General features: G+C 74.4%; 10 protein-coding genes. 5 read left to right on the top strand and 5 right to left on the bottom strand.

Translation table 11 applies throughout. The annotated features are described in order from the left end of the window. Window positions 1–371 precede the first annotated feature (371 nt). Window positions 372–920 (bottom strand): MarR family winged helix-turn-helix transcriptional regulator, encoded by a 549-nt coding sequence (locus ACPXCS_RS39225; protein WP_425952302.1) that lies wholly within the window; start codon window positions 918–920, stop codon window positions 372–374. 122 nt (window positions 921–1042) lie between these two features. Between ACPXCS_RS39225 and ACPXCS_RS39220 the strand changes: the two genes are divergently transcribed. After that, complete coding sequence (locus ACPXCS_RS39220) at window positions 1043–2308, top strand: MFS transporter (RefSeq protein WP_425952303.1); 1266 nt, start codon at window positions 1043–1045, stop codon at window positions 2306–2308. 28 nt (window positions 2309–2336) lie between these two features. Here ACPXCS_RS39220 and ACPXCS_RS39215 read toward each other — a convergent pair whose 3' ends face one another. Further along, entirely contained in the window at window positions 2337–4004 is a 1668-nt protein-coding gene (locus ACPXCS_RS39215; protein WP_425952301.1) for an ATP-binding SpoIIE family protein phosphatase, read from the bottom strand. A 173-nt stretch (window positions 4005–4177) separates the two neighbouring features. Beyond that, the gene (locus tag ACPXCS_RS39210) at window positions 4178–5557 is read right to left on the bottom strand and encodes an NAD(P)/FAD-dependent oxidoreductase (protein ID WP_425952300.1); all 1380 of its coding nucleotides are present in this window, start codon (window positions 5555–5557) and stop codon (window positions 4178–4180) included. 375 nt (window positions 5558–5932) lie between these two features. Between ACPXCS_RS39210 and ACPXCS_RS39205 the strand changes: the two genes are divergently transcribed. Continuing rightward, the gene (locus ACPXCS_RS39205) at window positions 5933–6691 is read left to right on the top strand and encodes a TetR/AcrR family transcriptional regulator (RefSeq protein WP_425952299.1); all 759 of its coding nucleotides are present in this window, start codon (window positions 5933–5935) and stop codon (window positions 6689–6691) included. Between the two features lie 297 nt (window positions 6692–6988). Then, entirely contained in the window at window positions 6989–9022 is a 2034-nt protein-coding gene (locus ACPXCS_RS39200; protein ID WP_425952298.1) for a sigma-70 family RNA polymerase sigma factor, read from the top strand. On the opposite strand, the gene ACPXCS_RS39195 is transcribed toward ACPXCS_RS39200, so the two are convergent. Both ACPXCS_RS39195 and ACPXCS_RS39190 read right to left on the bottom strand, forming a co-directional pair. Next, window positions 9019–12312, bottom strand: coding sequence for a BTAD domain-containing putative transcriptional regulator (locus tag ACPXCS_RS39195; RefSeq protein ID WP_425952297.1), 3294 nt, complete (start codon window positions 12310–12312; stop codon window positions 9019–9021). The two genes, ACPXCS_RS39200 and ACPXCS_RS39195, sit on opposite strands and share 4 nt — an antisense overlap. Window positions 12313–12673: 361 nt before the next feature. Continuing rightward, window positions 12674–14791, bottom strand: coding sequence for an asparagine synthase-related protein (locus tag ACPXCS_RS39190; RefSeq protein WP_425952296.1), 2118 nt, complete (start codon window positions 14789–14791; stop codon window positions 12674–12676). A gap of 836 nt (window positions 14792–15627) precedes the next feature. Here ACPXCS_RS39190 and ACPXCS_RS39185 point away from each other — a divergent pair. Beyond that, window positions 15628–17052 carry an MFS transporter gene (locus ACPXCS_RS39185; RefSeq protein ID WP_425952295.1) on the top strand — a complete coding sequence of 475 codons (1425 nt, stop codon included), beginning with the start codon at window positions 15628–15630 and terminating at the stop codon, window positions 17050–17052. 72 nt (window positions 17053–17124) lie between these two features. Continuing rightward, window positions 17125–18330, top strand: coding sequence for an L-2-hydroxyglutarate oxidase (gene lhgO / locus ACPXCS_RS39180; RefSeq protein ID WP_425952294.1), 1206 nt, complete (start codon window positions 17125–17127; stop codon window positions 18328–18330). Window positions 18331–18513 lie beyond the last annotated feature (183 nt).

The raw sequence follows: 18513 nt of genomic DNA, 5'->3' as shown, positions 1-18513 counted from the left end.
CTTTCGCGTTTCCCTTTCCGGCGGTTCCGACTCTATCAGATCCTTTCGGGCCTGATCCCCAGTCAGCGGGGCTTGTCCTCGCGGCTGTTGGGCCGTTCCGACGTGTCCAACCTTAGCGCGGTCTCTCGGCGATTCCAAAATCGATCCGGCTCGGAATCGATCAAGGCGTCGAGTCCCATTCGAATTGCATTCGGGCGCGCCGAATACAACCCCGCTGGGAGTGATCTTGCTGGTGATTGGTGCCGCTGCTGCGGCGGAAGTGCTGTCGCAGAACCGTTACGGCTCCGCGGCAACCCGAAGAACTCTACGGATCCGGCTGAGGGCTGTCAAGCATCCCCTGTCAAGATCTTTTGCGGGGGACCCGTGCCGTGTCAGTCCAGGTCGGACAGGCGGCCGCCGGCGTCCGGCTGGGCGTCCTCCACCCGGCGCAGCAGGCGCGTGAGGACCTCGCCGAGTGCCGTGCGCTCGACGGGGGACAGGTCCTGGAGCAGGTCCTCCTCGAAGACCGACGCCAGGCGCATCGCCTCCAGCCACTTCTCTCGCCCCTCGGATGTCAGCTCCACGATGACGCGGACGCGGTTCGTCTCGTCCCGCTCACGGGTCACCAATCCTTCGCCGACCATGCGGTCGATCCGGTGGGTCATGGCGGCGGGGGTGAGACCGAGGCGCTTGGCGAGGTCGCTGGGACCCAGTCGGTACGGGGCGCCGGACAGGACGAGGGCCTTGAGGACCTCCCACTCGGCGTTGGAGATGCCGAGGGCCGAGGTCTGGCGGCCGTAGGCGACGTTCATGCGGCGGTTCAGGCGCGACAGGGCCGAGACGATCTGCTCGACCTGCGGGTCGAGGTCCTGGAACTCGCGCTGGTACGCGGCGATCTGCTCTTCGAGGGTCGGCTCACCGGAGCCGGGTGTGTCGCCCATGGGCGCAGTATGGCACGCCTCTTCTTTGCGTTGAAGTCCTTGGGAATGTACTCTTTAGCTTCGAAGTTTAGTATCGAAGTCTTCACTCCTAACTTGTGAGAGAGGTGAACGTGACCAGGGCGATGGGCGCAGCGATGCGCCGGATCCACGTGGGCAACGCACTCAGCGCGTTCGGGCTCGGCTTCACGGTCCCGTACCTGTACGTCTACGTGGCGCAGGTGCGAGGGCTCGGAGCCATGACGGCGGGACTTGTGCTCGCCGTCTTCGCTGTGGCCGCGCTGGTGGTGCTGCCGTTCGCCGGGCGGGCCATCGTCCGGCGCGGTCCGCTGCCGGTGCTGCTCGCCGCCCTGCTCACCGCCGCCGTCGGTGCCCTGACCCTGGGGATCTCGGGCAGTGCGGCGGCCGTGCTGATGTCGGCCTCGCTGCTGGGGGCCGGACAGGCCGTGATGCAGCCGGCGCTGGCCACGATGATCGTGGACTGCTCGTCGGCGGAGACGCGGTCGCGGGCGTTCGCCACGCAGTTCTTCCTGCAGAACCTCGGCCTCGGTGTCGGTGGTCTCATCGGAGGGCACCTGGTCGACACGACGAGCGCCGCCTCCTTCACGCTGCTCTTCGCGATCGAGGCGGCGATGTTCCTGCTGCTGGTCGTGGTGATGGCGACGGTGCGGATGCCGCACGCGCCGCGGATCGAGGGCGCGCCGGGCGCCGCGGGACGGGGCAGCTGGAAGCAGCTGCTGGGCAACAAGGCCATGGTCCAGCTGTGCGTGCTGGGCTTCGTGCTCTTCTTCGCCTGCTACGGGCAGTTCGAGTCGGGGCTGAGCGCGTACGGGGTCGAGGCCGCCGGGATATCGACGTCCGCGCTGGGGACGGCCCTCGCGGCGAACACCTTGGTGATCGTCGTGGCGCAGTTCGCCGTGCTGCGGTTCGTGGAGCGGCGCCGGCGGTCGCGCGTGATCGCGGCCGTGGGCCTGATCTGGGCCGTGGCGTGGGCGGTGGCCGGGTACGCGGGGCTGGGGCACGGCAGCCAGGAGATGGCGACGGCCGCGTTCGTCTCGACGTACGCCCTGTTCGGGCTCGGGGAGGCGATGCTGTCGCCGACCGTGGCGCCGCTGGTCGCGGATCTCGCGCCGGAGGGCATGGCCGGGCAGTACAACTCCGCTTTCGCCCTGGTCAAGCAGCTCGCGCTGGCGGTCGGGCCGGCGGTGGGCGGGCCGCTGGGGGCCTCGCTGCACGCGCCGTACATCGTGGCGTTCCTGGTGTTCTCGCTCGGGATCACCGTGCTCGCCGTGCGGTTGGGGCGGCAGCTGACCGACGCGCAGGACCATCCGTGGCGCGGCAGGAGCCGGGTCGTGGCGCGCGGTGGGGCGCCTGTCTCGGCGGACGTCTGATCTCCGGCGCCGGGTTTCCCGGCGCCGGTCACGTCGCCTGGGCGCGCGGCAGGACGAACTCGCACCAGACCGCCTTGCCGCCGCCGGGGGTGCGGCGGCAGCCCCAGCCGGAGGCGATCGTGGCGACGATGGCGATGCCGCGGCCCGATTCGTCGCCCGGCTCCGCTCGGCGGCGTCTGGGGAGGTGGTCGTCGCCGTCGGTGACCTCGATGATCAGCCGCCGGTCCGTGCGGCGCAGGCGCAGGCGCATGGGCGGGGTGCCGTGCTGGAGGGAGTTGGCGACCAGTTCGCTGGTGGCCAGGACGCCGAGGTCGTGCAGGTCGGCGGGGAAGCGCCAGCTGGTCAGGACGCCGGAGGCGAAGGCACGCGCGCGGGGGGCCGCTTCGACGCCGCCCAGCAGTTCCAGGGCGGCGTTGCGGAAGAGCTCGCTCTCCGGGCCCTTGCGGGCGGGGTGCTGGAGGACCAGGACGGCCACGTCGTCGTCGTGGTCCGGGGTCACGCCGGCCGAGCGGACCAGGCGGTCGCAGACGACCTGGGGGGTGCCGGTGGCGCCGGCCAGGGCGCGTTCCAGGGCGGCGATGCCCTCGTCGAGGTCCGCGTCCCGCCGCTCCACCAGGCCGTCCGTGTAGAGGACGGCCGTGGAGCCGGGGCTCAGGGGGATCGAGCCCGAGGTGTGCATCCAGCCGCCGGTGCCGAGCGGCGGGCCGGTGGGCTCGTCGGCGCGCAGCACCGTGCCGTTCTCGTCGCGGACGAGGATGGGCAGGTGGCCGGCCGAGGCGTAGACCAGCTTGCCCTCGTTCGGGTCGTGGATGGCGTACGCGCACGTGGCGATCTGGTTGGCGTCGATCTCCGCGGCCAGGCCGTCGAGGAGCTGGAGCACCTCGTGCGGGGGCAGGTCGAGGCGGGCGTAGGCCCGGACCGCCGTGCGGAGCTGGCCCATGACCGCGGCCGCGCGGACGCCGCGGCCCATGACGTCGCCGATGACGAGGGCGGTGCGGCCGCCGCCGAGGGTGATGACGTCGTACCAGTCGCCGCCGACCGCGGCCTCCGTGCCGCCGGGGTGGTAGGTGGCGGCGATGCGCAGGTCGTCCGGCTGTTCGAGCTCCTGGGGGAGCAGGGAGCGCTGCAGGGTGACGGCCGTCTCGCGCTGGCGGCGCTCGCTGGCGCGCAGGCGTTCGGCGGCTTCGGCGTGGTCGGTGACGTCGGTGGCGAAGACGAGGACGCCGCGGCCGTCGGTGCCGCCCTTGCCGTCGCCCTGGGCGACCGGGGTGCAGGTGAAGGTGTAGCAGCGGCCGTCGGGGGCCTTGCGGGACTTCACCGTGCGCGGCTTGCCGCTGCGCTGGACCTGGTCCAGGAGGGGGAACAGACCGAGCGCGTCCAGTTCGGGCAGGGCCTCGCGGGCGCGTTCCCCGAGGGGGCGTACGCCGAAGGCCGTGATGTAGGCGTCGTTGACGTAGGCGATGCGGTGGTCGGGGCCGTGGACCAGGGCGACGAGGGACGGGACGCGGTCGAGGACCTCGCGCACCCGCAGGTCGTCGACGGCGGGTACGGGCGGCGTCTCGCCGGTCAGTTGTTCGACACGGGCGGCGGGTACGGAACCTTCCCCCCGCCGGTCCGGGGAGGCCGTCTGCTCGGTCCGCGCTGCGGCGCGGCGCTGCGTTCCGGGGAGCCGGGCGCTCCAGCGCGTGAAGTTCACGAATCCTTGCCTCGTGTAGTCGTCGGCGGCCGGCACCGGGACCGGCCGGGGCCCCGGGGGCCCGCACCGGGGCGAGCCGTGGCACACCCGTGGTGGTGGACCAGTCTGGCAGTGCGCGGACCGGACCGACATCCGTCAGACGCCGGGCCGGCCGGTGGAGTTCCTGGGTCCGGTCAGGACGACCCCTTCGGGTTGCCCGGGGGGTCTTGGGAAGGCTTTCCACCGGCCGCGAGTTCGAACTCGGCCCGGGGGTGTTCGAGTGAACCGAGCGAGACGATCTCCCGTTTGAACAGGCCGGCCAGGGTCCATTCGGCGAGCACGCGCGCCTTGCGGTTGAAGGTGGGCACGCGGCTGAGGTGGTAGGCGCGGTGCATGAACCAGGCGGGGTAGCCCTTGACCTTGCGTCCGTAGACGTGGGCGACGCCCTTGTGCAGGCCGAGGGAGGCGACGGAGCCGGCGTAGGCGTGTTCGTACGTCTCCAGGGGTTCGTCGCGCAGGGTGTGGACGATGTTGTCGGCGAGCACCTTGGCCTGGCGCAGCGCGTGCTGGGCGTTGGGGGCGCACTCGCGGCCCGGCTCGGAGGCGGTGACGTCGGGGACGGCGGCGGCGTCTCCGGCCGCCCACGCGTGCGTGGTGCCCTCGACCGACAGCTCCGGCGTGCAGGTGAGGCGTCCGCGGGCGTCGCGCGGGAGGTCGGAGGCGGCGAGCACCGGATGCGGTTTCACGCCGGCCGTCCAGACGACCGTGCGGGTGGGGAAGCGGGCGCCGTCGCTGAAGACGGCGACCCGGTCGGCGCAGGACTCCAGACGGGTGCGCAGACGGACGTCGATGTTGCGGCGGCGCAGTTCGGTGACGGTGTAGCGGCCCAGTTCCTCGCCGACCTCGGGCAGGATGCGGTCCGAGGCCTCGACGAGGATCCACTTCATGTCCTCGGGCTGGACGTTGTGGTAGTGGCGCGCGGCGTAGCGGGCCATGTCCTCCAGTTCGCCGAGGGCCTCCACGCCGGCGTAGCCGCCGCCGACGAAGACGAAGGTGAGCGCCGCGTCGCGGATCGCGGGGTCGCGGGTGGAGGAGGCGATGTCCATCTGCTCGATGACGTGGTTGCGCAGGCCGATGGCCTCCTCGACCGTCTTGAAGCCGATGCCGTGGTCGGCGAGGCCGGGGACGGGCAGGGTGCGCGAGACCGATCCGGGCGCCAGGACGAGGTGGTCGTAGGGCAGGGTCCGGCCGCCCGTGCCCTCCTCGTCGGTGGCGAGGGTGGTGACGGTGGCGGTGCGCCCGGCGTGGTCGACGGCGGTGGCCTCGCCGATGAGGACACGGCAGCGGCCGAGGACGCGGCGCAGGGGTACGACGACGTGGCGGGGCGAGATGGCGCCCGCGGCGGCCTCGGGGAGGAACGGCTGGTACGTCATGTACGGGTCGGGGGTGACGACCGTGATCTCGGCCTCGCCCCGGTCCAGTTCCCGTTTCAGTCTGCGCTGCAGGCGCAGGGCCGTGTACATCCCGACGTAGCCGCCACCGACAACGAGAATGCGCGCACGTTCCTTCACCATCCCATGACGCACCCGCCGCTTGCGTTTGTCCACAGCCTCGACGAATTGTGTGACCGGAGCGGGCGCGGGCGCGGAGTTGGCCGGATCAGCGAACTGCGCGCTGTTCACGCAGGTCAGCGCGGGTGCTACGAGGGGCGTGCGGGGGCACATTCGGGACGTATGCGACCCGTACTCCGATCGGTGGGCGCTCCGTGCGGAACCTGCCCCTTCTGAATTGACTCCCTCTCAACTATGTTCGTGTGTCGACGGGGTGTAGGGGGATGTGCTCACCGGGGTCCGCGACGGGCGGGCCGCGGGACCGGGCCTGTTCCCCGTCCCGGCATCGAATGGCGGGGAGAGTCTCCGGGGGGAGACGTCATTACCGGGGGAATGCGTATGCATGTTCAGGATTCTCATTGGTCGTCCGCGCTTACCGCGGGTGGCGCGACGATGAGCGCGGCGGGCGGCGGGCGCGGGGACGGACCGCGGACGACGCCGTTGCGCGTGGACGCCCAGCGCAATCTGGAGCACGTGCTGCGTGCGGCACGTGAGGTCTTCGGCGAGCTGGGTTACGGCGCGCCGATGGAGGACGTCGCGCGACGCGCGCGCGTCGGCGTGGGCACGGTGTACCGGCGGTTCCCGAGCAAGGACGTCCTGGTGCGGCGGATAGCCGAGGAGGAGACCTCCCGGCTGACCGACCAGGCGCGGGCGGCGCTCGGGCAGGAGGACGAGCCGTGGTCGGCGCTGTCGCGCTTCCTGCGCACGTCGGTGGCGTCGGGTGCCGGGCGGCTGCTGCCGCCGCAGGTGCTGCGCGTCTCCGTCGTGGAGGACCAGGCCGGCGGTCCGCGGGTGCCGCAGCAGCGGACCCAGCCGGGCGGCGCCGAGCTGCGGCTGGTGCCGGAGGAGCCGGTGGCGGTCGCGTCGGTTCCGGCCCCCGTGGACGACGCCGGGGCGGCGGCGCTGCTGGAGGTCGTCGGCCAGCTCGTGGAGCGGGCCCGGGCGGCGGGTGAGCTGCGGGCGGACGTGTCCGTCTCGGACGTCCTGCTGGTGATCGCGACGGCCGCGCCCTCGCTGCCGGACGCGGCCCAGCAGGCGGCGGCGTCGGCCCGGCTGCTGGACATCCTGCTGGAGGGCCTGCGGTCCCGTCCGGCGTGAGGTCCCGCGTCCGGCGTGAGGTCCGCAGGACGGCCGGGGGCGGTGCCGGATTCCGGCGGGCGGTGACTCCCGCCGGAGGGCCTGGGACCGCGTCCGGCCCGGGCGAAGGTCACGCACGCGGGTGACGCAACAGCGCGAAGAGGGACCCTTCCCCGGAGGAGGGGCGGCCAGTACCGGCGTGCGGTAAATCCCCACGGACGAGTGACGGTGTGAACTCCGGGGTTCCGGCCGGAAGCCCCTGTGACACGCTGACCCGGTGGTCTGGACGGGTAGGGCGGCTGGCGGGGGCGTTCCGCGATGAGCGTTGACGGACGGGGCGGGTCGAGCGGTGGCCGGGACGGCGGGGAGGCCCCGGCCGGCGGCCCCGCTTCACCGCAGGTGCCGAGCCAGGGCGGGCGAGGAAGCGTTCCTGCGGACGGGCGCCCCGCCGACGAGTCGGTCCCGGCCCAGCGCGACCGGCGCGAGGGCGGTGTGCTGCCGCCGCCGCGCGAACTGCCGCCGTCCGACGCCGATCTCATCGACCGGATGCGCGCGGGCGACGACACGGCGTACGAGGAGCTGTACCGGCGCCACGCGCAGGCCGTGCGCCGGTACGCCCGCACCTGCTGCCGGGACGCCCACACCGCGGACGACCTGACCGCCGAGGTCTTCGCCCGCATGCTCCAGGCGGTCCGCGGCGGCTCGGGCCCCACCCACGCGGTCCGCGCCTACCTGCTCACCTCGGTCCGGCGCGTCGCCGCGTCCTGGACGCGGTCGGCACGGCGGGAGCAGCTCGTCGACGACTTCGCCGTGTTCGCCGCCCAGTCCGCGCGCGGCGGGGACGCGTCCGACGACGACACGCTCGAACTCGGCGCGGACGTACGGGCCATGCACGAGGCCGAGCAGTCCATGGCCATGCGCGCGTTCCGGTCGCTGCCCGAGCGCTGGCAGGCCGTGCTCTGGCACACCGAGGTCGAGGACGAGTCCCCGAGCGAGGTCGCCACGCTCTTCGGCCTGGACGCCAACGGCACGCGTGTGCTCGCCAGCCGCGCCCGTGAGGGCCTCCGGCAGGCCTACCTCCAGGCCCACGTCAGCGCCACGCTCACCGCCGACGAGGAGTGCGCGCGCTACGCCGACCAGCTCGGCACGTACGCCCGCGGCCGGCTGCGCACCCGGGCCGAGCGGGGGCTGCGCAAGCACCTGGAGGAGTGCGCCAAGTGCCGGCTGGCCGCGAGTCAGATCGCGGAGGTGGCCGGCGGCATCCCGGCCGTCGTACCGGTCGCGGTCATCGGCTGGTTCGGTGCCGCCGGGTACGCCAAGGCGGCCGGGCTCATCGCCGGGGGCGCCGGTGCGGGAGCCGCCGGTGCCGCGGGGGCGGCCGCGGCGGCGGGTGGTTCGTCCGGAGGAGCGGCAGGGTCCGGGGCGACGGGGGCCGGGGCAGCAGGGTCCGGGGCGGCAGGCGGCTCCTCCGGTGGGGCCGGTGGCGGCGGCGCGGCGGCCTCCGAAGGGGTCGGCGCGCCGGTGAAGGCCGGTGTCGCGGCCGGAGTGGTGGCCGTCGGGGTCGTGGCGGCGGTGGTCATGGCCCTGGCCGGCAACGACGAACCCGGCGAGGAGGCGCGGACGGCGCCCTCCCCCGCGCCCCCCTCCGCCGTCGTACGGCCCGGTGAACCCGCACCCGCACCGCCGCGCCGCGACCCCGGGCCGCGACCGCCCGCCCTCGGCCCCGTGGGCGCTCAGTCGCCCGCGCCGACACCGACGTCGAGCACCGCCCCCGCCCCGGACGCCTCCCCGGCGCCGGCCCCACGGCCCACCCGGTCGCCCGCGCCCCCGCGCCCGGCGCCCCCGGCTTCCCCGACGCCGCCCGCCCCCACCCCGACGCCCACCCCCGAGCCGCCCCCGCCACCGCCCCCGCCCGCCCCGGCCGTCTACCAGTGGAACGAACTGTCGTACGACGTCACCGGCGACGGCACCGGGCCCGAGATGCGGATCGGTGCGAGCAGCTGGGTCTGGAAGCGGTCCGGCCTGTCGGTCGGCGACCGGCGCTACGCGCACGGCGTCACCGTGCACGGCAGCTCCTCCGTCACCATCGACCTGAACCGCTCCTGCTCCGCGTACGACGCGCTCGCCGGCGTGGACGACATGACGCTGAAGCACGGCAAGGTCTACTTCTCCGTCTACGCCGACGGCGTCCGGCTGTGGAGTTCGGGGCTGGTCGAGGGCGGTGACCCGGCCGTCCCCGTCCATGTGGACCTCACCGGCCGCAGCACCGTCCGGCTGGTGGTGGAGCCGCGCGGCGCCCTGGACGGCCTGACCCTGGCGGACTGGGCGGAGTCGAAGTTCACCTGCCGCTAGGCCGGGTGCCCCGGAGCGGCGTACGCGCGGATCGCCTCGCCCAGCTCGCGCAGGACGTCCTGTGCCGTGAGGGCCGCGCCCGAGGCCCGCTCCGCCGCGCATCGTGCGGCGCCCAGCGCGGCACGGGCTGCGGCCTCGGTGCGTTCCGCGTGGGCGCGTTCCGGCATGGGGCGGGGGCGGCCGGAGCGCCAGTGGTCGCCGGTGCCGAGCAGCCGGGCCGCGCGCGGGAAGTCGCCGAGGCCGGCCAGCAGGGCGGCCGCCGCGTCCACCACACCGGCCCGGACGGCGTCGGAGCACCGCTTGTCCACGGCGTCCCGCAGCGCCTCGACGAGCTTGGCCAGCGCGGGCTCCGGCCCGGACTCGTCCGCGGTGATCATGGCGTCGACCAGGTGCAGCATGACCACGAACTGGGGCGGCGGCGTCCCCAGCAGGGTCTCCGCCCGTGCCTCCTCGCACAGGGTGCGCGCCAGTGCGGTGTGTCCGCCCTCGTTCTCCAGCTGGGCGCTCAGCAGCCGCACGAACGCCTTGGAGTCGGCCACGCCGTACTGCTCGGCCGCGGCGTTCGCCTCGTCCAGGGCCTTCGCCGCGGCCGGCCGGTCCCCCGCCCGGTAGGCGATCTCGGCGAGCCGGGCCTTGAGGAATGGCGCCTCCGCGAACGCGCCGACCTCGTAGGCCAGCCGCAGGGCCTCCTGGTACTCGCCCTCGGCCGCCTCGAAACGGCCGCGCGCCATGGCCGCCTCGCCGGCCGCGCCGCACACCTGGGCCCGCAGCCAGCGGTCTCCGACGCGGCGGCTGAGGACGCGCAGCTCCCCGAGGTCGTCGTCGACGCCCGCCAGGTCGCCGGGGGTGTCGACGACCATGTGCGTACGGAACATCAGGGCCACGGCGAGCTCCCAGTCGCCCCCGTGGGCGCGGCAGTTGGCGACGGCGGCGTCCATGACGGCCCGGGAGGTGCGCTGCACGTCGACGTGGGCGGAGATGATCGGGCAGATCAGCCCAGGGATCCGGGCCGCATGGGGACCGCCGTCCGCGAAGTGGTCCCACACCCGCTCCGCGTACGCCCGCCGCTCCTCGAAGTAGCTTTGCATGGGCGTGGTCTCGGTCAGGTAGAACAGGTGCAGCATCCGCACGTCCATGCGCACGGCGTGCAGCGGATGCCGGGCCTCCCCCTCCGGCGCGGCCAGGAAGTGGTCGACGGGGTCGGGCAGCCCGGGCCCGCCCGCGGACGAGGGACCGGCGCCGGTGTCGAGCGCGACGCCCAGCGCCAGGATGCGCCCGAGCCACTCCAGGCCCTCGTGGCGGTAGTTGCGCAGCCACCAGAACCAGCCCATGGCCAGGGCGAGGGCGGCGGCCTCCTCCTCGTCGCCGGCCGTCAGGGCCCGGTCGAGGGCGGCGCGGATGTTGTCCAGCTCGGTCTCCAGGCGCGCGATCCACGGCAGTTGGGCAGCGGAGCGCAGCAGCGGGTCGGCGCGTTCGACGAGGGCACGCGCCCACGCGCGGTGCCGGAGCCCGGCCGCGGCGCGCAGGTGCGGCGCCTCGGCCGCGCGCTCGACGGCGTACTCGTGGATGGTCTCCAGCATCCGGTAGCGCATGCCGGCGGGGCCGTCGTCCTGCGCCGGGGCGGCCACGACCAGGGACTTGTCGACGAGGGCCCCGAGCAGTTCCGCCACGGGCCCGTCGCCGCACACGGCTTCCGCCGCGGCGAGGTCCCAGCCGCCGGTGAAGACGGACAGCTCGCACAGCACCCTGCGCTCGGCCTCGTCGAGCAGGTCCCACGACCAGTCGACGACGGCACGCAGGGTCTGCTGGCGGGGCAGGACCGTACGGCTTCCGGAGGTGAGCAGGCGAAAGCGGTCGTCGAGGCGGTCGGCGATCTGGCGGGGTGTGAGCAGCCGGAGCCGGGCGGCCGCCAGCTCGATGGCGAGCGGCAGCCCGTCCAGCCGCCGGCAGATCTCCGCCACCGCCCGCTCGTCGCGGAGCACGTCCGGCGCGTCGGGCCGGACGGCGGCGGCGCGCTCCGCGAACAGCAGGCGGGCCTGGTCCGGTCGCAGGGGCTCGACCGGGCGCACCACCTCGCCGGGCACACCGAGGGGTTCCCGGCTGGTGGCGAGGATCGTGAGACCCGGGCAGCGGGTCAGCAGGGTCTCGGCGAGGTGGGCGGCCGCGCCGATGACGTGCTCGCAGTTGTCGAGGATCAGCAGGAGACCGCGCCGGGCGCAGTACTCCACGAGCAGGGCGACGGGGTCGTCCTTGAGGGCCGTGAGCTCGCTGGTCATGAGCACGGTCTCGCGCAGGCCGAGCGCGCTGACCACGGCTCCCGGCACCGCCTCGGGCCGGTCGAGCGGGGCGAGCTCGACGAGCCACGCCTGCGGCAGCCCGGCGGCGGCCTCCTCGGCGAGACGGGTCTTTCCGGAGCCGCCCGGTCCGGTGAGGGTGACGAGCCGGGCCCTGCGCACGTCGGAACGGAGGGCGTCGAGCTCGGGTTCCCGCCCGACGAAGGACGTGAGCCGGGGCCGGAGGTTGCCGGTGCGCCCGGGCGGCCCGGGCTCCGGCCGGGGGGCCGCGTCCGGCCCGCCCCCGGCGAGCAACTCGGCGTGCAGGGCCCGCAACCGCGGCCCCGGGTCGGTGCCGAGGCCGTCGGCCAGAGCGTGGCGGGCGGTCTCGTAGGCGGCGAGGGCGTCGGCCGCACGGCCGCAGTCGCGCAGGGCACGGATCAGGAGGGCGTGCAGCGGTTCGTCGTACGGGTGTACGACCGTGAGCTCGCGCAGTTCCGGTACGACGTCCTGGGCGCGGCCCAGCCGGAGACGGGCCTCGGCCCTGGCCCGGGTCGCCTCCAGCCGGGCCGCTTCCGGGCGAGCCGCGGCGGAACGGTCGGGGAGGTCGGCGAGGGCCGGGCCGTGCCAGAGGGCGAGGGCGTCGTCCAGGAGCCGTTCCGCGCGGGCGGGGTCGTCGGCGGCGAGGGCGTCCGTGCCGTGGCGGAGGAGCCGTTCGAAGACGAAGAGGTCGATGTCGTCGCGCGCGGCCGCGAGCCGGTAGCCGCCGGGCTCCAGGGCCACGGCGTCCCGGCCCAGCACCCGGCGGAGCCGGCCGACCAGGGCCTGCAGGGCGGCGGGGGCGTCCTGGGGCGGGCCGTCGCCCCAGACCTCGTCGATCAGGGTCCCGGGTGTCGTGACGCGCGAGGGGCGCAGGGCCAGTGCGGTGAGCAGGGCGCGCAACCGGGGGCCGCCGATGGGTACGACGGTGCCGTCGTCGTCCTCTGCCGTGGTGACTCCCAGAATTCTGTACCGCACCAGGCCATTGTCACCGGGGCCGGTGTGAGGGCCCTGGCATTTCGGCGGGCGATTGCCGACTGCGCGACGTCATCACTGAGAAAGACCGGCCCCGCACCCGCAGCGACGACCCTGCGGCGGCGACAGCCGACACGACCCGCACCCGCCGGACGACGCAAGGGGCCGTGCCGGGGGGTGTCCGCCCGCAGCGGTTGGCGCGTCGACGAACAGCGAGTCGGCACGCAACCCCATCGCGCCGTTCCGAGGACGGACACCCCCCGGCACGGCCCCGCCCCACCCCCACCGCGCAGGCGAAGACGCAGACGAGGACGCAGACGAGGACGAGGACGCAAGCCGGACAACGGCCAGGCACCCACCGACGCTACCCCCGCCGCCCCCCGGCCGCCCCCGCCCCCAACGCCCCACGCTGCGGCGCGATCCCCGCCGGTACCGCCCGCTGCCGCGCCGGCGTCCCCGTCCAGCACGTGCCACGCCGGGCCAGCAGCCGACGCAGCCACAGCTCCAGGGAGACCAGGTCCGCCAGCCCGTCCAGGGGCAGCGGCTCACCCGCAGCCGCCCCGCGCAGCGCGTTGCGGACCACCCGCGCCTCGACCAGCCCCGCCTCCGCCAGCAACGGCGTGTCGAACAGGGCGACCAGCGAATCCGCCGCCACCCGCAACCCCGTGCGCGCCACCGCGGTCGCCGTCGCCTGGGAGGGCGCACCCCACCCGGCCGGCAACTCCCGTACTCCGGCCCCCTCCAGCACCGTACGCAGCACCGCCGCCCGCGCCCCCGGCCGCACCCGCAGCGCCTCCGGCAGCGCCCGCGCCGCCCGCACCACCTGGTTGTCGAGGAACGGCGCGTGCAGCCGCTGGAAGCGGATCTCCGCCGCCTGCTCCAGCACCCGCAGGTCCGCCGCGTGCCGCGCCAGCGCCGCCCGCGCACGGAAGTCACCGGGCCGCTGCCCGGGCCCCACGAGTTCCGACCGGTGCGTCGCCGCCTGAAGGCGAACCGATACTTCGGCGAGCGCCTCACCGGTCAGCCAGCGCGCCGCCGGCCCGGGTCTGCCCCAGGTCAGCGCCGCCAGCGAGGCGTCCACCGCCCCGCCGGGCGCGTCGAGCCCGTCGTCCGACCGGTGGTCGAGGAGACGCTCGGCGAGGGACTCCAGCCCCGACCGGTACGGCGTACGGGACAACCGCCGCGCCGCCGCGTACACGCGCGCGGGCACCAGCACGGACCCGTCCGCCTTGGCCAACGCAGCGACGGGCCGTACGAGATGGCGCCGCCGGCGGTCCATCAGCAGGTCGGCCAGCCGCGCGGGGTGCGCGTCCAGCACCTGCCGCGCCCCGTACCCCGTGAAGTGGTCGGCGCTGCCCGCCGCCAGCCGGGCCCGATGCCGTGCGGCCGTCACCAGGCACGCCCCGGGTTCGTCGGTCAGCGGACCGTCCAGGTCGGCGTACGGCAGGGTCTCCTCGCCGCCCGTCACGACCACGTGGTGCAGCCGCGGGTTCGCCGCCAGCGCCCCCGCCCGCTCCAGTTCGGCCTCCCGGCCGCCGACGGCGAGGTCGTTGAAGGTGACCGCGAGCAGCCGCTCGCCCGCGCCCGTGCCGTGTCCGAGCACCGTGCCCGGCATCCCGGGCAGCCCCGCGGCCAGCAGCGCCAGCGTCCCCGAGGCCGGCCCGCCGGACAGGTCCGCGCCGATGCCCGGCACCGGCATCCCGCGCGCGGCGCGCCGTTCGGCGGGCCCCATACCCGGCACGGGCCCGGGGTCGATGTCCGCCCCGGGGACGTGCCGCGGCGCGGACAGCCGTGTGCGCACGGCCTCGACGAGCGCGTCGCGCACGGCGTCGACCGCGCTGTCGGGATCGGCTGGAGGGGCGGCGACCGCGAGCGAGGCGACCGGCTCGTACCCGGCGATCTCCCGCGCACCGGCGCGCAGGATCAGTGCGTGCCCCGGCGGAATCCGCTTCACGCCGTCGTACGGCGTCGAGTCGTGGAGCGCGGCGGGCACGTCGGGGGCGGCCAGCAGCGCGGCGAGGTGCCCGAAGTCGAGGTTGGCCTCGATGAGGTCGGCCAGCGGCAGGGCGGCGGTCGCGTAGGCCGTGCCGCCGGCCCAGGGCGTGTAGAACACCGGCCGCGCGCCCGCGAGATCACCGCAGACGGTGATCCGCCTGCCGACCTGGACGATCGCGGTGTAGCTGCCCGGCCAGGCGGTCAGATGCCGAAGTGCCCCGCCGCGCGCGGCGAACAGCGCGACGCGCAGCTGCTCGTCGGTGGCGCCGCAGATCCCGAGGACGGCGATGCGGGTGCGTTCGTCGGCCTTCACGACCCGCACCTCGTCGGGCCGCCAGTCGCCCACGGCCCAGAGCGGATCGGGGTCGCCCCACAGCAGTTGGGACCCCACCGGGTGCAGGGTCTCACCGTCGTGCCCGGTGGCCCCCGCCGAACCGGCAGCGACGGCTCCCGCGGCGGTGCTGCTCCATCCCACCAACCACCGCATCGCCGCCTCCACAGGCTGTGGACAACCAGTGCACCGTACGAACCGGTCACCATGCTGCCATGAAGGAAGCGCTCCAGAGGGTGCCCGCGCCGCTCGCGCTCCGCCGAATGCGCCCCGGCGGAGCCGCCCGTGCCGACCCGCACACCCCGAACTCCCGTACACCGCAAGCCGATAGACGAGACGCCCTGGACCACCGGGCCGACCCGCACCACAGGACGGGAATCGCGACGGAGGAAGGAACAAGAACGCGGCCGCGGCGCCCCTACGCGCCCATCCGGCCACAGGACAAGGCAGACCTGCGACATGTCACCCGTATGACTGCGACGCGAATGCGCCCCCGAAACGCGCCCCAAACACGCCTAACGCGCCCTCAACTGCCATGGTCGCAGCCCTGATACCCCGTGACGACCGGGGTCGATTTTCGGCCAAATCGCCAATACGTGAGCAGCCTCGAACACGCTCCGTACAGGCTCCGCACCCCGTCGCCCGGTCGCGCAGTCCGGGAGACGGAGCACGCCTCCCGGACCGTTCCGCCGCCCGCGGGGATGGAGGCGGCGGTGTCCCCCAGCCCACTGGATCCAGTACAGCGGGCCGACCCACGCACGGACCATGGAATCGCTCCCGCGATGGCCGGAGAAAGGCGCACGGCCGGGCGCACGGCCACACAGTGGGAGCACGCCGCAACTGCCCGTATCTGACCCGCACTTCAGTACGGACCACAATCCCGCCAACCGGAACAATGCCCCTTAACGCTTGGGATGCGGCGAACTACGCTGGGTTTACGAATGCCGCACGGTTATGCCAGCGCGGCAGCCGTCTGTGTCGAGGGGTGGCGCATGTCCAGGGAGCAACGCGGGCCGAACGAAAAACTCGGCGCCGTTCTCGCCCTCGCGGGAATCAGCAACGCAGGCCTCGCGCGGCGCGTCAACGATCTTGGCGCACAGCGGGGACTGACACTTCGCTACGACAAGACGTCGGTGGCGCGCTGGGTGTCGAAGGGCATGGTGCCGCAGGGCGCCGCCCCGCACCTCATCGCCGCCGCCATCGGCCAGAAGCTCGGCCGCCCGGTCCCGCTCCACGAGATCGGCCTGGCGGACGCGGATCCCGCGCCCGAGGTCGGCCTCGCCTTCCCGCGCGACGTCGGCCAGGCGGTGAAGTCCGCGACGGAGCTGTACCGCCTCGACCTCGCCGGCCGCCGCGCCGGCTCCGGCGGCATCTGGCAGTCGCTCGCCGGATCGTTCGCAGTGAGCGCGTACGCAACGCCCGCCTCACGATGGCTGATAACCCCGGCCGACAGTTCGGTCGCGCGTGACGTGGGCCCTGGTGAGGGCTCCGGCGCACCGCTCAAAGTCGGCCACAGCGATGTGCAGAAGCTCCGGGAGGCCGCCGAGGACGCGCGCCGCTGGGACTCCAAGTACGGCGGCGGCGACTGGCGTTCGTCGATGGTCCCCGAGTGCCTGCGGGTGGAGGCCGCCCCGCTCCTGCTCGGCTCCTACTCCGACGAGGTCGGCCGGGCCCTGTTCGGCGCCTCCGCCGAACTCACCCGGCTCGCCGGCTGGATGGCCTTCGACACCGGCCAGCAGGAAGCGGCCCAGCGCTACTACATCCAGGCCCTGCGCCTGGCCCGGGCGGCGGCCGACGTCCCCCTCGGCGGGTACGTGCTGGCCTCCATGTCCCTCCAGGCCACCTACCGCGGCTTCGGCGACGAGGGCGTGGACCTCGCCCAGGCCGCGCTGGAGCGCAACCGCGGGCTGGCCACGGCCCGCACCATGAGCTTCTTCCGCCTCGTCGAGGCCCGGGCACACGCGCGTGCGGGCGACGCGCAGGCGGCCGGCGGCGCCCTGAAGGCGGCCGAGAGCTGGCTGGAGCGGGCCCGCCCCGGCGACCACGACCCGAGCTGGCTCGGCTTCTACTCCTACGACCGTTTCTGCGCCGACGCGGCCGAGTGCTACCGCGACCTGAAGGCGCCCCGCCAGGTCCGCCGCTTCACGGAGCAGGCGCTGTCGAAGCCGACGGAGGAGTTCGTGCGCTCGCACGGCCTGCGCCTGGTCGTCTCCGCGGTCGCCGAACTGGAGTCGGGCAATCTGGACGCGGCGTGCGAGCAGGGGGTGCGGGCGGTGGAGGTCGCCGGGCGCATCTCCTCGGCCCGCACGACGGAGTACGTCAAGGATCTTCTCCACCGCCTGGAGCCGTACGGCGACGAGCCACGCGTGGTGGAGCTGCGCGAGCGGGCCCGCCCGCTGCTGATGACTCCCGCCTAGGTGCCCGAGAGGTGCCGCCCTCTCCGCGTTGGAAGGCACTGTCAGTGGCGCAGTGCACTATCGAGGTGGGAGGTGGTGCCGGTGGGGATCGCATACGACTGTGACGTGCTGGTGATCGGCGGCGGGATCGTCGGTCTGTCGACGGCGTACGCGATCACACGCGCCGCACCGGGCACACGTGTCACCGTCCTCGAGAAAGAGCCCGGCCCGGCCCGGCACCAGACGGGCCGCAACAGCGGCGTCATCCACAGCGGCATCTACTACCGCCCCGGCTCCCTCAAGGCGCGCTACGCGGTGCGCGGGGCGGCCGAGATGGTCAAGTTCTGCGCCGAGTACGGCATCCCCCACGCGGTCACCGGAAAGCTGATCGTCGCCACCGACCGCGCCGAGCTCCCCCGCCTGCACGCCCTGGTGCAGCGCGGCCGGGAGAACGGCATCCCGGTACGCGAGCTGGGCGCCTCCCAGATCCCGGAGTACGAGCCGGAGGTGCGCGGCCTGGCCGCCATACACGTCGGCACGACGGGCATCTGCGACTTCGTCGCGGTCGCACGCCAGCTGGCCCACGGCTCGGGCGCGGAGATCCGCTACGGCACGCGGGTGGTCCGCGTCGACCGCAGACCCGAGCGGGGCGTGGCGGTGCTCACGGCCGCGGGCGACGTCGTACGCGGACGGGTCCTGGTCAACTGCGCCGGTCTGTACTGCGACGAGATCGCCCGGCTGACCGGGGACGACCCGGACGTCCGGATCGTGCCCTTCCGGGGCGAGTACTACGAGCTGGCCCGGCCGGAGCTGGTGCGCGGCCTGGTCTATCCCGTGCCCGACCCCGCGTTCCCCTTCCTCGGGGTGCATCTCACCCGCGGCATCGACGGAGGGGTCCACATCGGCCCCAACGCGGTACCGGCCCTGGCCCGCGAGGGCTACGGCCGCGCCACGGTCCGCCCCGCCGAACTGGCCTCGACCCTGACCTGGCCGGGCTCCTGGCGGATCGCGCGGCGGCACTGGCGGTACGGAGCGGGCGAGCTCCGGCGGTCCCTGTCCAAGAGCGCCTTCACCGAGGCCGTACGCCGTCTGCTGCCCAGGGTGTCCGAGGCCGACCTGGTGCCGACGGCGGCGGGCGTACGCGCGCAGGCCGTCCTGCGGGACGGCACGCTGGTCGACGACTTCCTGATCCGCGAGGGCCCCAGAACGGTCCACGTCCTGAACGCACCGTCGCCCGCAGCCACGGCGTCCCTCCCGATCGGCAGGGAGGTGGCCCGCAGAGCACTGAGCGCACTGTGAGCGTGCCACCGCAACCGGCCCACCCCACCCCCAGGAGCGGAAACCGAAACGGCCCGCACCCACCCCGCGGCGACGGCAGCCAAGACGACCCGCACCCGCCGGACGACGCAAGGGGCCGTGCCGGGGGGTGTCCGCCCGCAGCGGTTGGCGCGTCGACGAACAGCGAGTCGGCACGCAACCCCA

The sequence above is a fragment of the Streptomyces sp. DT190 genome (genome assembly GCF_049846985.1).
Taxonomy (GTDB): Bacteria; Actinomycetota; Actinomycetes; order Streptomycetales; family Streptomycetaceae; genus Streptomyces.
The sequence above is the reverse complement of the archived record's forward strand: the minus strand, read 5'-3'. Positions and strand labels throughout refer to the sequence as shown.

Coding starts and splice junctions, on each gene's coding strand:
- ACPXCS_RS39225 (WP_425952302.1), bottom strand. CDS start 920: ATGGGCGACACACCCGGCTCCGGTGAGCCGACCCTCGAAGAGCAGATC.
- ACPXCS_RS39220 (WP_425952303.1), top strand. CDS start 1,043: ATGGGCGCAGCGATGCGCCGGATCCACGTGGGCAACGCACTCAGCGCG.
- ACPXCS_RS39210 (WP_425952300.1), bottom strand. CDS start 5,557: ATGGTGAAGGAACGTGCGCGCATTCTCGTTGTCGGTGGCGGCTACGTC.
- ACPXCS_RS39205 (WP_425952299.1), top strand. CDS start 5,933: ATGCATGTTCAGGATTCTCATTGGTCGTCCGCGCTTACCGCGGGTGGC.
- ACPXCS_RS39200 (WP_425952298.1), top strand. CDS start 6,989: ATGAGCGTTGACGGACGGGGCGGGTCGAGCGGTGGCCGGGACGGCGGG.
- ACPXCS_RS39190 (WP_425952296.1), bottom strand. CDS start 14,791: ATGCGGTGGTTGGTGGGATGGAGCAGCACCGCCGCGGGAGCCGTCGCT.
- ACPXCS_RS39185 (WP_425952295.1), top strand. CDS start 15,628: ATGTCCAGGGAGCAACGCGGGCCGAACGAAAAACTCGGCGCCGTTCTC.